The organism is Sutcliffiella sp. NC1, from assembly GCF_027594365.1.
Classification (GTDB): domain Bacteria; phylum Bacillota; class Bacilli; order Bacillales; family Bacillaceae_I; genus Sutcliffiella; species Sutcliffiella cohnii.
Window position 1 is genome coordinate 3,378,698 of record NZ_CP115153.1, and the last position, 13,790, is coordinate 3,392,487.

General features: G+C 34.8%; 20 protein-coding genes and 1 pseudogene. 6 read left to right on the forward strand and 15 right to left on the reverse strand.

Annotation, left to right across the window (positions count from 1 at the left end; genetic code table 11):
• Positions 1-28: 28 nt before the first annotated feature.
• Positions 29-1,480 carry a carbon starvation CstA family protein gene (locus tag O1A01_RS17665; RefSeq protein ID WP_270064605.1) on the forward strand — a complete coding sequence of 484 codons (1,452 nt, stop codon included), beginning with the start codon at positions 29-31 and terminating at the stop codon, positions 1,478-1,480.
• A 202-nt stretch (positions 1,481-1,682) separates the two neighbouring features.
• Here the strand turns inward: O1A01_RS17665 and O1A01_RS17670 are convergent, their stop codons facing one another.
• Together O1A01_RS17670 and O1A01_RS17675 are read right to left on the reverse strand one after the other, a co-directional pair.
• Positions 1,683-2,252: a DJ-1/PfpI family protein gene (locus O1A01_RS17670; RefSeq protein WP_270064606.1), complete on the reverse strand. Its 570-nt coding sequence runs from the start codon at positions 2,250-2,252 to the stop codon at positions 1,683-1,685.
• A 37-nt stretch (positions 2,253-2,289) separates the two neighbouring features.
• Entirely contained in the window at positions 2,290-2,565 is a 276-nt protein-coding gene (locus O1A01_RS17675; RefSeq protein ID WP_066416480.1) for a hypothetical protein, read from the reverse strand.
• 287 nt (positions 2,566-2,852) lie between these two features.
• On the opposite strand from O1A01_RS17675, the gene O1A01_RS17680 reads away from it, so the two are divergent.
• Positions 2,853-4,220, forward strand: a complete 1,368-nt coding sequence (locus tag O1A01_RS17680) for an aldehyde dehydrogenase (protein WP_270064607.1) — start codon at positions 2,853-2,855, stop codon at positions 4,218-4,220.
• A 54-nt stretch (positions 4,221-4,274) separates the two neighbouring features.
• On the opposite strand, the pseudogene O1A01_RS17685 reads toward O1A01_RS17680, so the two are convergent.
• Positions 4,275-5,207: pseudogene (locus O1A01_RS17685) on the reverse strand (SDR family oxidoreductase).
• 121 nt (positions 5,208-5,328) lie between these two features.
• Here O1A01_RS17685 and O1A01_RS17690 point away from each other — a divergent pair.
• Entirely contained in the window at positions 5,329-5,499 is a 171-nt protein-coding gene (locus O1A01_RS17690; protein WP_270064608.1) for a hypothetical protein, read from the forward strand.
• A 68-nt stretch (positions 5,500-5,567) separates the two neighbouring features.
• On the opposite strand, the gene O1A01_RS17695 is transcribed toward O1A01_RS17690, so the two are convergent.
• From O1A01_RS17695 to O1A01_RS17710, 4 genes are read right to left on the reverse strand one after another with little or no spacing between them, the layout of a single operon-like run.
• Entirely contained in the window at positions 5,568-6,101 is a 534-nt protein-coding gene (locus tag O1A01_RS17695; protein WP_270064609.1) for a hypothetical protein, read from the reverse strand.
• Between the two features lie 30 nt (positions 6,102-6,131).
• Positions 6,132-6,905, reverse strand: a complete 774-nt coding sequence (locus O1A01_RS17700; protein WP_270064610.1) for an SDR family oxidoreductase — start codon at positions 6,903-6,905, stop codon at positions 6,132-6,134.
• Positions 6,906-6,942: 37 nt separating this feature from the next.
• Positions 6,943-7,386, reverse strand: a complete 444-nt coding sequence (locus tag O1A01_RS17705) for a GNAT family N-acetyltransferase (RefSeq protein ID WP_270066432.1) — start codon at positions 7,384-7,386, stop codon at positions 6,943-6,945.
• Positions 7,387-7,413: 27 nt separating this feature from the next.
• Entirely contained in the window at positions 7,414-7,977 is a 564-nt protein-coding gene (locus O1A01_RS17710) for a hypothetical protein (protein ID WP_270064611.1), read from the reverse strand.
• Positions 7,978-8,160: 183 nt separating this feature from the next.
• On the opposite strand from O1A01_RS17710, the gene trhA reads away from it, so the two are divergent.
• On the forward strand, positions 8,161-8,799 hold the full coding sequence (gene trhA / locus O1A01_RS17715; RefSeq protein WP_270064612.1) for a PAQR family membrane homeostasis protein TrhA: 639 nt from the start codon (positions 8,161-8,163) through the stop codon (positions 8,797-8,799).
• 32 nt (positions 8,800-8,831) lie between these two features.
• Here trhA and O1A01_RS17720 read toward each other — a convergent pair whose 3' ends face one another.
• From O1A01_RS17720 to O1A01_RS17755, 8 genes are all read right to left on the reverse strand, one after another.
• A complete protein-coding gene (locus tag O1A01_RS17720) occupies positions 8,832-9,287 on the reverse strand; it encodes a GNAT family N-acetyltransferase (RefSeq protein ID WP_270064613.1) in 456 nt (151 codons plus the stop codon).
• A gap of 115 nt (positions 9,288-9,402) precedes the next feature.
• Entirely contained in the window at positions 9,403-9,840 is a 438-nt protein-coding gene (locus O1A01_RS17725; RefSeq protein ID WP_270064614.1) for a hypothetical protein, read from the reverse strand.
• A gap of 33 nt (positions 9,841-9,873) precedes the next feature.
• Positions 9,874-10,293: a VOC family protein gene (locus O1A01_RS17730; protein ID WP_066416461.1), complete on the reverse strand. Its 420-nt coding sequence runs from the start codon at positions 10,291-10,293 to the stop codon at positions 9,874-9,876.
• A gap of 29 nt (positions 10,294-10,322) precedes the next feature.
• Entirely contained in the window at positions 10,323-11,285 is a 963-nt protein-coding gene (locus tag O1A01_RS17735) for a S41 family peptidase (protein WP_066416458.1), read from the reverse strand.
• A gap of 48 nt (positions 11,286-11,333) precedes the next feature.
• A complete protein-coding gene (locus O1A01_RS17740) occupies positions 11,334-11,780 on the reverse strand; it encodes a GNAT family N-acetyltransferase (RefSeq protein ID WP_270064615.1) in 447 nt (148 codons plus the stop codon).
• A gap of 29 nt (positions 11,781-11,809) precedes the next feature.
• Positions 11,810-12,109 (reverse strand): TIGR04104 family putative zinc finger protein, encoded by a 300-nt coding sequence (locus O1A01_RS17745; protein ID WP_270064616.1) that lies wholly within the window; start codon positions 12,107-12,109, stop codon positions 11,810-11,812.
• 11 nt (positions 12,110-12,120) lie between these two features.
• On the reverse strand, positions 12,121-12,300 hold the full coding sequence (locus tag O1A01_RS17750) for a hypothetical protein (RefSeq protein ID WP_066416452.1): 180 nt from the start codon (positions 12,298-12,300) through the stop codon (positions 12,121-12,123).
• A 50-nt stretch (positions 12,301-12,350) separates the two neighbouring features.
• On the reverse strand, positions 12,351-12,623 hold the full coding sequence (locus O1A01_RS17755) for a hypothetical protein (RefSeq protein ID WP_066416450.1): 273 nt from the start codon (positions 12,621-12,623) through the stop codon (positions 12,351-12,353).
• Between the two features lie 168 nt (positions 12,624-12,791).
• On the opposite strand from O1A01_RS17755, the gene O1A01_RS17760 reads away from it, so the two are divergent.
• Together O1A01_RS17760 and O1A01_RS17765 are read left to right on the forward strand one after the other, a co-directional pair.
• Positions 12,792-12,923, forward strand: a complete 132-nt coding sequence (locus O1A01_RS17760; protein WP_270064617.1) for a hypothetical protein — start codon at positions 12,792-12,794, stop codon at positions 12,921-12,923.
• 101 nt (positions 12,924-13,024) lie between these two features.
• A complete protein-coding gene (locus O1A01_RS17765; RefSeq protein ID WP_270064618.1) occupies positions 13,025-13,705 on the forward strand; it encodes a hypothetical protein in 681 nt (226 codons plus the stop codon).
• Positions 13,706-13,790: the final 85 nt, after the last annotated feature.

Consider the following 13,790-nt stretch of genomic DNA (forward strand, 5'->3'; position numbering starts at 1 on the left):
TTTGATAGATAACAAGGGAGGAATTTTCATGTATACATTTTTAATATGTATTGTACTTTTAATTATCGGATATTTTACGTACGGAAAATTTGTTGAAAAAGTATTCGGCGTTAAAGAAGAGCGCCCTACACCAGCTTTTGTTAATGGTGATGGTGTTGACTACGTGCCGATGAGCACACCGAAAAACTCAATGATACAATTATTAAACATTGCCGGAACAGGTCCTGTATTTGGACCTATTATGGGAGCTTTATACGGACCAGTAGCATTTATTTGGATCGTGGTCGGCTGTATTTTTGCTGGTGCTGTTCATGATTATTTAACTGGAATGATTTCTATTCGTAACCGTGGCGCCCACCTTCCTGAACTTGCTAGTAAGTTTTTAGGAAAAGTAATGAAGCATGTTGTAAATGCTTTCGCTGTCCTTTTACTTTTATTAGTTGGTACTGTATTCGTATCAACACCAGCTAGTTTATTACATGTTTTAGCAGACGGAAAGATTGCACTAGGTATTATCATTGCTGCAATATTCGTTTATTATATTTTAGCTACATTAATGCCAGTTGATAAAATTATTGGTCGTTTTTATCCTTATTTTGGTGCAATCCTATTGTTAAGTTCCGTTGGAGTAGGTATTGGTTTAATAGTAAAAGGTGCTCCAATTCCAGAAATCTCTTTAACGAACTTCCATCCTGATAACGCGCCAATTTTACCGTTATTATTCTTTACTATCACTTGTGGTGCCCTATCTGGATTCCACGCGACACAAACGCCAATTATTTCACGTACTACTCAAAAGGAGAAACAAGGCCGCAAAATTTTCTACGGTATGATGATTGCAGAAGGTATTATCGCGATGATTTGGGCTGCAGCTGCAATGAGCCTTTTTGGTGGTTCTAACGGTTTAGGTGATGTGCTAGCTGCTGGTGGACCTGGTGCTGTTGTTAGTGAAATTTCAACAGTTATACTAGGAGCTGTTGGTGGAACAATTGCAGTACTTGGGGTTGTTGTTTTACCTATCACATCTGGTGATACAGCATTCCGTAGTGCTCGTATGATTATCGCAGAATATTTCAACGTTGCTCAAAAGAAAATTTCAAGTCGTTTATGGATCGCCATTCCACTATTCGGTATCTCTGTCGTTTTAACACAAATTGATTTTAATCTACTTTGGAGATATTTTAGCTGGGCAAACCAAGCAACCGCTGTTATCGCTTTATTTGTAGGTGCTATGTACTTATATATCGCAAGAAAAAATTACTGGATTGCCTTAATTCCAGGAACATTTATGCTAGTTATGGTTCTAACGTATATACTGAACGCACAAATTGGTTTCCGCTTACCGATGAACATAGCTTGGGTTGGTGGAATCATTGGAGCAACTGTTCTAGTCGTTATTTTCTTCCTTGCTGCAAGACGAGCACGAGCGAATAATTTACCATTGGAAGTAGATATTTCAGATTATAATAAAGTTGCATAATGGGACCATGTAATCCCCGATATCGCGAAATCGTAAGCGAAAAAGAAAAGAAAGTTAATGAACAGAAAAATCAAACGGTTCCATTGTTTGTAAAAATAAGTAGTATCGTAATTGTCGTAGCAGTATTATTAATTTTAATAACAAAATAAAAGACAAAGCACATCAAGTTCATGATGTGCTTTGTCTTTTATTTAGCTGTAAGTTATGATTTGCCTTCCATCATTACATTTCTCTTTCCGTTATAAAAATCAATGGTTTCATCATTAACAGTTCGTAACATTTTATTTAATTCAATACCGAATTGTACATAGGCATGACCTTGAGCTGTTAATATATTTCCTGAAGCTACAATTGGCTTATATACGAAATACTCTTCAGGAAAAACTCCTAAAAACTCTCTTTGGTATTTTGCTAATGTTACAGTGTATGGAACATCTTGTAGTATCCCTGCTTTTGCTAACACAAACACTCCACTACAAATAGCAGAAACTACCTTACCTGCCATATGAAAAGCTTCTACAAGTTGAAAAAACTCCTCAGCTTCCGCAATAGGCTTTAAGTCTCCGCCTGGAATAATTAAAGCTTCATAGTCTACAATTTTAATGTCACTAACTGTCAAAGAAGGAAGTGTTAACAAACCCGCTTCTGATAGTTTCGGAGCTTTATCCATTGCGAACGTAGTGATTTCATGAGTCCCTCTTAGCATCGAAATCGCTGGAGTAATTTCAAATTCACAATATCCATCGAACAAAAATAGTAATGCTTTTTTCATCTTATCTATCCCATCTTTTTCATTATCTAGCTAACTATCATAGTTCAGCTTCATTTAATTTTTTCTTAACGTTGAAACAAGTTAACACTGTTAAAATTGCATATAATATTAAAATTGCTGCTGCAAGGATAGGTGACGTTTCATAAATGCTAATTAACAAGGTGGCGGAACCAGCAATAAGCATCAAGATGTATATATATCCTTTTGCTCTACTTTGTACAAAAATAGATGTAAAGATAATTAATGCAATGGTCATGCCGACTGCGGCACATAGTAATAAAACGATAAACATAGTAACATCAAGAGAACCCAAATTAAGTCTCCTTTCGATTATATTCCTTAAGTGTTTCTTTCTACACTATCTATCTAAATATTACCATAAATATTCTCAATAATAGAACATTCTGTTAATACCTTTTACATATTTTTGTAGGTTGGGTGTCTCGGCTCACATGCAGGATAATACAATATTATGCTTACGGAGTCGACTATAGTAGAAGTAATAAGAAAGAAAAGGTACAATAGTAAATACATTTAGGATCTTGTAATTCGAACATGCTCTTTCATTTAAAATAATTCCTTTACTAAGGAGATGATAATATGGATTATTCGTCTTTAGTTTTGAAGCAGAAGCAGTTTTTTCATTCAGGTAAGACGAAGGAGATCGACTTTCGAAAAGAAGCACTTCAGAAATTAAGAGGTGCTATTAAAAATAATGAGCAACAACTTATTGATGCATTAAAGGCAGACTTAAATAAATCAGAATTCGAGGCGTATACTACAGAAATTGGTATCCTTTTAGAGGAAATACGATTTACGTTAAAGCATTTGCCATCTTGGGTAAAACCTCAAAAAGTAAAAACACCAATTACACATATTGGATCTACAAGTTATGTATACCCAGAGCCATATGGAGTAACCCTTATTATCTCACCATGGAACTATCCGTTTCAACTCGCTGTCGCACCTTTAATTGGTGCAATAGCAGCAGGGAATTGTGCCATCATAAAGCCTTCTGAGCTAACACCTAAAACTTCTCAATTATTAAGCCTTATTATTTCAAGCATTTTTCCCAGAGAGTTCGTTGCAGTAGCAGAAGGTGATGTTGAAACAAGTCAAGCTCTGTTAAACGAAAATTTTGATTATATCTTTTTTACTGGAAGTGTTCAAGTTGGTAAAGTCATAATGGAGGCTGCTGCTAAAAACTTAACTCCTGTTACACTAGAATTAGGTGGAAAAAGTCCTTGTATTGTTCATGAAGACGCTAATATAAAAATTGCAGCAAAACGAATCGCTTGGGGTAAATTTATGAACGCTGGGCAAACTTGTGTTGCTCCAGATTATCTTTACGTACATAAACGGATTAAAGAGGATTTTTTACTCCACTTTAAGAAGGCTACGGAAGAGTTATACAGTGAAAATCCATTAAGTAATCCTAATTTCACAAGAATTGTGAGTGAGAGACATTTTAATAGATTGCAATCGTTCTTAAACAACGGTACTGTGACCATTGGTGGGAATGTCAACAAAGAGGGATTAACTATTGAGCCAACTGTTTTAACGAATATATCGTGGGACGACCCTATCATGCAGGATGAAATCTTCGGCCCAATTTTACCTGTTATGGAATATGAACAACTTTCAGACATTATCGAAGGAATACACAATCACCCTAACCCACTTGCTTTATATGTCTTTTCGGAAAATGAAAGTATACAAAAAGAAGTTTTAAATAATATTTCATTTGGTGGGGGATGTATTAATGATACAGTCTACCACTTGGCATCTCCTTACTTACCTTTTGGGGGTGTTGGAAATAGCGGTATTGGATCTTATCACGGAAAAGGTAGTTTCAATACGTTCTCACACAATAAAAGTGTTTTAAAACAAACGACTAAATTTGATCTTCCGTTTCGATATCCAAATGTAAAAGATGGACTGAAAAAAATTAAGTTATTTTTAAAATAATCGTAAAAGCTCGAAGTTCCCTTCCTTCGAGCTCATTATTTTTAAATTAGTACGTTATGATGAAGTCCACTCTCCACCATTTACATGAAGTGTTTGACCAGTAACAAACCTTGAGTCATCAGATGCAAGGTAAACATACGTAGGAGCTAACTCAAATGGTTGACCTTGTCTTTCCATAGGGTTATTAACGAGTGGAACTTGGTCTGCTGAGAAGCTAGAGGGAATTAATGGTGTCCACACTCTACCAGGAGCTACTGCGTTTACTCGAATACCTTTATCAATAAGATTGTTGGCTAGTGCTCTTGTAAAGCCAATATTAGCGCCTTTCGTGGCAGTGTAATCAATTAATTGCTTGTTCCCAACGAATGTAACAATGGAAGATGTATTAATGATAGAACTCCCAGCTTTTAAATACGGGAGAGCCGCTCTTGTAGTATAAAAGTGAGAATATATATTAACTTTGAACGTATCATCAAATTGCTCATCAGTAATATCAAGAAGACTTAGTTGTTGAAATTGTATTCCGACATGGTTACATAAAATATTTAATTGACCTAAGACACTCACTGTTTGTTCTACAATGTTTAGACATTGCTCTTTATCTCTTACATCCCCAGGCAATAAAATACATCTTTGTTCAAGTTCTTCAATTCTATCTTTAGTTCATTTAGCGTCCTCATGCTCATCTAGATAAGAAATAGCAACATCGGCACCTTCCTTTGCAAATGCAATGGCTACCGCAGCACCAATCCCACTATCTCCTCCTGTAATTAAGGCCACTCTTCCTTTTAATTTGCCACTACCTACATAATTCGGGTTTTCAATAATTGGTCTTGGTACCATCATTTTTTCTAAACCGGGCTGTCGAACTTGGCGTTGCTCCGGAACCGTTAACGGGACCTCCTTGTATTCCGTTATTTTTCCATAGTTAGGGTACAACGGATATCCACTATCCTTCTGCTCCATATTTAACTCATCTTTTCCCATATGAAACCTCCTAGATGAAAAAACTATACTACTTACAGTATGAAAGATGGGCTATTAAAGTGACATAGGAAGGGCTCCTCTATAAGCAGAATGGAATAATGTATGATAAGGAGGTTGAATCATGAAACACTATTTTTATTATTATCCCGAGGCCCAAATACTGTTATTAAATGATTCAGAAGAAAAAAATCAGTTAATCTATAATGGGACGATATTAGAGGTACCAAAAATCGGACCAAGACCACCGTATTATTGTAATCCAGGGTATGATCAATACTATCCAAAGATTTAACCAACAAATTTAGAGAAGATTAGGCATTCCATATTTCAGAATAGAATGCCTATAGAACTATTTTTACTTCACAAATCTTCATATCCTATTATTTCTTCAATTGTACTCAAGTGATTGGTGGAGTTTATTATTTTGTGGTCATTTAAATATTTTTCATCAACATTAAATGAATAGCTTCCTGTAACGACATATTTACCATCACTTGCAGGATTAGTTACAGAGAACATGACATTATATCTTCTTTCCCAGCCTGTAGTATTTAAATCTTTTTTCAATTTGACTTGTGAAAAGTCCTGTAAAAGCTTGTCAATAACTTTCTCATCCTCTATCGTTATACTAGTAGAATCTAGTCTCATCCCTCTATCATCTAAATTATTTACTGTAATGGTAACATTGTTAATAGTCGTTTCTTCGTTAATATATTTAGAAGCATACTTTGTAAAAGACGTATACGCTAATAAATTTGCCAACATAAATAGGCCAACTATAAATACAAATGTTATGACGATTACTTTCATCCGATCTTGAATAAACCTACTTATAATGAATGCTACTAATACAACTAATAAACTCCCAAGTACTAAACTCGTAAGATCCAACAATTTTCCATTACCCCCATTTACCTTTTATAATTATCTTTGAAATCCACCTTCTGAATGGATTATTTGCCCGGTTATCCAATTTGCATCATCACTTACTAGAAACTTTATCGTTTTTGCAACGTCTTGCGGCTCTCCTATTCTACCGAATGGAAACTTATTTAATAGGTAATCTTTTATATCGTTTGTCATCCATCCCGTATCTGTTGGGCCTGGATTAACAGCATTTACCGTTATCCCCTTATGAGCAAGTTCTGCAGCTAGTGTTATGGTGAGAGCATCAACAGCACCTTTTGTTGTGGCGTAAGCTAACTCTCCAGGCATTGGACCTTGAAATTGCCCTGATGTTATATTAACTATTCTTCCACCAGATTTCTTATGAAACAATTGCCCAAATTTACTACATAATAAAGTTGTCGCACGAACATTTACCATATAATGCCTATCTAACTCGTTTGCTGTTATTGTAGAAAAATCATTGTTCGATGAATAGGCTGCGTTATTGATTAAAATATCCGGCTTACCTAACTTTTCTATTGCTGTACTAAAAAGTTGATTAGCAGCTTCATGATCCGTTAAGTCCAACTCCATAGCATAAACATTCACACCATAGTTGTCTAAGCGTTCTTTTATTTGTTGCGGTTCGTCCGCTTCTATACTCCAGGGCATAGACAAATCATAATCTGTCCAATACGTAAAAAATATGTCACAGCCCGCCTTAGCCAACTCTGCACATATTGCTGCTCCTATCCCTTTAAGTCGACTTACACCAGTAACAACAGCGACCTTCCCTTTTAATTGGTTCATTCTATTTCCTCCGAAAAATGATTTCGACTTGATGAGTTCATAAATTAAACTTTGCTAACTGTTCTCCCCATGGAGCAATAGAAATTTCTATAAAACCAGCTTTTTTATATACCTTCCTTGCTGCCCCATTATTAGGATGGTAACCAATTAGGATGAATGGCCTGTCATTATTTTCCCTTTTAATTTCTTCTATTACCAACTTAATAGCTTTTAAACCGTAACCATTGCCTTGATAGTTTTTATCGATCATTAAACGATATATCCAATAGTTTTTGTCATCTTTATCTATCCCGTACATCGTAAAACCAATCATCGTTTCGCTGTTGTAAACTCCTTTTACATAGAAGTTATCTAAAAATTGCACTTGTGCGATAGAGTATAAATTAGTGGCGATAAATCGCTTTTGATCTTCATTTACTGACAATTCAATTGCCGTTTCCCAATTATATTTATCAATTGATTTTAATGTTAATTTTTCCAGATGGTTCACCTACTTCTCTGACATCATTTAGTTACTCACTTTAATATTAATTTGCGCCTCCATTTTATATTCTTCTTTTATGTGGTTGCCTTTCTCTACATAAAAATCAGTGAAACCATTTATTGTATAAAAACCTAAAGGAAATCCTTCTTTATGTAAAAATTCTTTTATAAATTCCACAAACTCCTTTTCAGATTGATCACTATATCCTCCACTTTTACGATAAGGCTCCACTAGTGGTTCTCCCCTTTTTAGTGTAGTGCCAATTAATGGTGTGTCCATAGCATAATCAATTTCATAACCGCGAACTTCTTCCGTTATTATAAAATAAAACGGGGAGGCTGCATGATAGATGACTACTTCCTCTTCTTCCCCAACATATTCTATTTCCCCGTAGACTTGTATCTCTTCATTAGGTTCATAAACTCTTTCTTTACTGTACAGTCGGTATACGAAATCACCTTCCATAATTTCAGCATTTTTATTTGTAACTTCATAGTCATCTAGAGTGGATGAACGTGTTTCTTTTTCCGTTCCACAACCGATAAGTGCTACCATAATTACTATTATGATACAAAATAGCTTTTTCATTGATATTCCCCCTCCTATATATCTCTCACCATTAAACAACTGGTCTCACGCAAATCAAATAAAATATATACATGAAATAAGAGGCTATTATGTGCTAAACTTCGTTAATTTAGCTATACTTAGAGAAGAATTAATTAAAACAAAAAAGTTTTAGTTACATGTCAGGAAGGATTGATTCATAGTATGGCAAATACTCATACATTTTCGAAAGGCGAGGAAATCGCTAATGCCATCATACATGGGATAGGTGCCCTTTTAAGTATTGCTGCATTAGTTATTTTAATTGTTTTCTCATCACTACATGGCACTGCTTGGCACGTAGTTAGTTTCACACTATTCGGTGTAACAATGGTGCTACTATATACTTCCTCTACTCTTGTGCATAGCTTTCCACCTGGTAAAGCAAAAGACGTGTTTGAAATTTTAGATCATTCCTCCATTTATTTTTTCATTGCTGGAACGTATACACCGTTTTTGTTTGTTGCAGTAAAAGGGACTTTAGGTTGGACGCTTTTTGGTATCGTATGGGGTGTTGCTATTATCGGAACGGTGTTTAAATCTTTTTTTGTAAAACGATTTTTGCATATGTCTACCGTTCTTTACATTTTTCTAGGCTGGCTTATTGTGTTTGCGTGGGGAACGTTAGTAGAAAATGTCTCTTCTCAAGGGATTATTTATTTAGTAATCGGCGGTGTGTTATACACTGTAGGTGCAATTTTCTATGTGTGGCGCGGCTTTACCTATCATCACGCAATTTGGCATTTATTCGTTATGGCAGGGTCGATTATGCATTTTTTCTCTGTATTAACACTTCTGCATTAAATTATGAAGGGCAGTCCTACTCGGCTGGCCTTTTACTTTTTTTCTTTTCTGAAAAAGGATAGTGATAACTGTTCATTAATTTTTTCTTCCTTTTCCTTGTGGAAGCCATGTTTTTCGTAAAATTTAATGGCCGGAGTATTCAACGTTGCTGTAGAAACGACTATCCCTTCAATATTATCCAAATCATATATATATGTTAGCAGTTTACTAGCAATACCTTTACGAAATTGGTCAGGATGAACGACTAAACGATGTATATCCATTATGTTCTTTTTCATTTTAAATGATATTGCTCCACATAATTCGTCGTCTAAGTAGAATCCATAAAATGATTCACCACAATGTTGCAGTGATTTAATCGTATCATGAAGAGGTGGAATACCGTCATAACCGATTATTTCCGCTTCTATTTTATAGGATGCTAGTTGTATGTTTAATACCGTTTTTGCAACGTCATGTTTTTCGATGTCAATTTTTTTTATGGTCATTTTGTCTCGCTCATTTTCGTTGTTTTTTCCATCGGTTTATCCCCTTCTACAAATCCATCTTTAAAACCTCTGATCAAGGTTGATGCTTATAAAATTTAAATGTATATCGTCAAATCTATTGATTCTCCTCAATTTCCAAATAATTTAACTCGCTTAAACGAATATTGTCAGGTGTATAGACAGAAACTTGTTTAATATCACCTTTCCAATTAACATGATAAGAATATTGTATTTCTAGCTCTTTACTAAAAGTTACATTTAAATGATACGGATTGTACTGTCGATAAGTTGTATGGTCAATACTTGAAATTTCCCATGATTCCCCTGGATAACGCTCTTTTAAATATTCATCAAGTACTACGATACGCTCTTTAATTTGGTAATCTATCCAATACGGACGAATAAAGAAAAAGGCAAGTGTTATAACCAACAAAACAGAAGTAAGAATTAGCCCGTTTTTTCTCCACTTTTTTCTTAAAATTACAGAAACCATCAAAAGTAGAAGAATGAAGATACTAGCAATCATAATTTCTATTAAAGTGATGGGATGCATCTAATCACTTCCTTAATTAGATTTATATGCTCCTTACATTTTGTTAGAAAACTGCCCTTTAAAAAATGGACTAAGCTCACTCCATACATCGAACTTATTTCCGTTTAAATCATAAAAGACAAAATTTCTACCGATATGTCCTCTGTCTTCCAGTTCCCCGACCTTAACTTCTTTCTGACATAATTCATCTCTTAATTGAACTAAAGCCTCTTCCCCAGCCACTTCAAAAGTTAACGAAAACCGTTCTTCCCCATAGGCATCAATAAAGTTTGCTGTTCCATTTTCCACAGCTTTCACAAGAAAAAAGCTTTGATTAGCTAAATTAATGATTGCTTTATCTTCGTCTTTATACGATAGCACTGCCCCTAGCTTTTCTACATACCATTCGGCTGATTCATTTACATTGATTACAGGTAAATAAGTAGTACCTACTCTTACAAGTTTCTCTCCCATTGTTCATCCACCTTTGCTAAATTTTTTATTTACCTGGTTATTTCCCTAATGGTAGAATTAATTTCTTTCACTAAGAACTCATAACCTTTAATAGGTTCATACTTTTCTTTGACATATTGTAGAGCCTTTTTGTAACTATAATGAAATGCCTCTTCATTTTTCATTTGCACATTAGGAAACACCCCTGTCCCTTCCCAATTCGTATTCGTAATCGGATTAATTGACCTTCTATTCGGAATTCGAATATGAATGTCTCCCTCAACACGTGCAAACATTACTGGATGAGCCCCTCCTCCAGTTACCTCACCAACTACTTTCGCTCTGTTTAACTGTTGTAAACTATACGCAAATGCTTCTCCACCTGAAAAAGTAAAATCACTCGTTAAGAGAAAGATGGGTTTATTTACATACCGTTTTCCAGGAACAAAAGGTTGGGTCCATTCTTGTATTAAAGTATTTTCCGATCGGTTATAGACGCTATTGACATGTGTGGATGTTTCGAAAAAAAAGGAAGCAAGGAATGTGATCATTTCTAATCTTCCTCCCCCGTTTTTTCTTAAATCGATAATTAATGCATCTGTATTTGCAATGTAGTTCATTACGCTAATTACTGTTTCCGCCCCGAGTTGTACACTGTAAAATTTACGGATATCGATATAACCTACGTTTCCTGTAAGTCGTTCCATTTTATGAAAACCGTAGTTATCTACCTTACCTTTTTTCATTTCATCTTCTATCAATATTTGATCCAAACTCTGATCTACAGAGAGACCTGGACGGTAAAAAACAGTTAAATGTTTATCCTTTGTAACTTTTTGCAAATCTTCAGTAATTACTTTACAAAGCGATACAACATCTAATTGGTATTTGCTATTTGCAAAGTTTTCTTCCAATAAAGCACGGACTTCGTTAACTTTTTCTGGAAAAATATAATGCTGTTCTAGTTGAGAAAGGATTCGTTCCATTACATATTTCAAATTATCAATTGTCATTGGATCCCCCATACAACTTTAGTAATTGAAACATAAACTGTTAACCTTTTATTTACTTAAACTAAGTTCATATTGATAAAAATGTTCGTCCCGTTCGTATCCGTTTTTCTCGTAAAGCCTTTGGGCAGTATAATTGTCAAGTGCAGTACTTAGACTTATACTTTTAGCACCCGTTTGAACGGCTAACTCCTTTGCCCTTTGTAATAGCTTTTCTCCTACGCCTTGCCCTCTTGCCTGTTCATCTACGTAAAGATCGTTTAGAATCCACGCTTTTTTCATCGAGATAGAAGAAAAAGTCGGATAAAGTTGAGTGAAACCGACATACTCATCATCAATTTTTGCAACAAAAATAACAGAATCCCCTTTCTCCATTCTTTCTGTTATGTATGAACGTGCTCCTTCTAAATCGGAAGGTTGATTATAAAACATCCGATATAAATTAAATAAGTTAGATACACCTCCGACATCGTTCTTTGTCGCTTCATAAATAGTCATCTTTTTTTCCCTCCGTTTCTTGCGCTACCCTACCAAAGGGGCTCTTCCTCGTCCGTCAATTCCATAATAAAAGGAACCATCGAAAGAATGAACAAACTTAAACATATTAACATACTTAAAATAAGCAATCGCGAAATAGTAAAAAGAGATGGAACAATAATAAAAAAGGGAATAATCATAGTAGAAAAACTTACCTTTCTCCGTGACTTTGTTGTCCAATATTGCTTTTTACCGCAGTAAGGACATTCCAACGCTGAATGAAAGGTGAACGATTTTTTAATCGTTTGCTTCCAGCCCCATTTTGTTCCACAAGATTGACAAGTAGGCATCGGCATCCTCCTTATGTACTTTTTTCATTATTGTTGGTTTGTTTTTCATTAAAAGCTATTAAATCGTCTAACTTCTTTTCGATGTCATTCAATTTATTTTTTACATTGTTAAAAAAGTGTGCAACTCTTGATAATAAATAAATAGCTATAAAGAAACCAACCAATGATATAATTACTTCAACACCATCCATCCCACTACCCCCCTAACATTTCATCACACTATATTTAAGTAACTCTTTGCTTAACTATATTTCAACCTGTACAATCCCATAACGAGTATAACGACACCAACAATTAAAAATATCGGAAACGTTACCATCATTAACGCCATAGCAGCAAAGCCACTTTCCTCATATACTCCGTAAGAGATCGACAATAACCATGATACTAGTGGAGCAAATGAGAAGATGGTAAATACACCCCATACAATAAACTTTTTATCTTTAAAGCGCGTACTACTTAAGTAAAAACAAGCAACAAAAGAAGCAATTAATATTCCGATTGCAATTCCCACCGTTTTTCACTCCTTCCTACATTCACATATATATTTTTAAGAAATTATAACATTATTTTCTATATTTTAGTGCAAGTTAGAAAATTTTGGTGAAATTTCATTACCTTTTGTTTAAAGTAAGACTTAGGGAGCTTTTATAGTACTTGTAAATAAGGTGAGGGGATATGAATGAGCAAAAAGGAAAAAACGAGAGAATGGCATAATTGGATAGACATCATCACTTTCTCAATTGAAATTTTAGCTACCCCATTACGTTTATTATTAAGAGGCATCTGGAAGGTATTGAAGCATTGGAACTAAAAATAGTTTAGTACCTTTCATGGCCATTTCCCACCAAATGGAAATTTAATTAAGGAAAGGATGGACATAATAATTCCGACTAATTGAAAAGGTGGGATACTATGTCTTTAGAATGGTTTGACCGGGTAACTGGAGAGTTGCAAGATAATTTAGAATCAATTTGTGATAAGTATGATCAAACTGGGCATATGTCTATTGAAAGAGGGGCAAAACATCCCAGAATTGAGTTTTACACAGAGATTGATGATGAATTAGAGAGAGATTATTTTTGTACTTTGTTTTTCGACCCTAGTAATGAAGAGTTTTATATGGAAACAGTTGACCCCGAATATGGTCATTTAAGTAAAGTAATATTACCTGACATTGAAGATATTGTAGATGCAGTGCATGAAAGTTTTCACGATTATATGAATGGCGACATGAATGAAGTCTCGTATATGGACGGCGAAGATTATACAGAGACAGATATCGTTGTTTATGATTCAGATTATGACGAAGTAGAAAATACTGACCAAATTTACGAGGAAATTGATGTAGAGTGGGAAACACCAGAAGTAACTGCTTACTATGAGGAAGATGAAGTGGAGGTTACGTATCAATTTGGGGTTGTTCAAGAAACCGGTGATGGTGTATTAAGAAGAATTAATCGCATTAGAACCGAGGAAGATGAAATGTTAAAGGATGAAACCAATTTTATTTTCAGTAAAGAAGAGGCCGGCACAATCATCGCTCTAATAGCTAGCCATCTAGATTCAATGGGTGATACAGGCGATTATTTTTAAACATGAACATCCCCTATACTATTTATGGGGGATGTTTTTCATATCACAATCCCCTTCAACACTTTTTAGTTGTTAATATAATGAA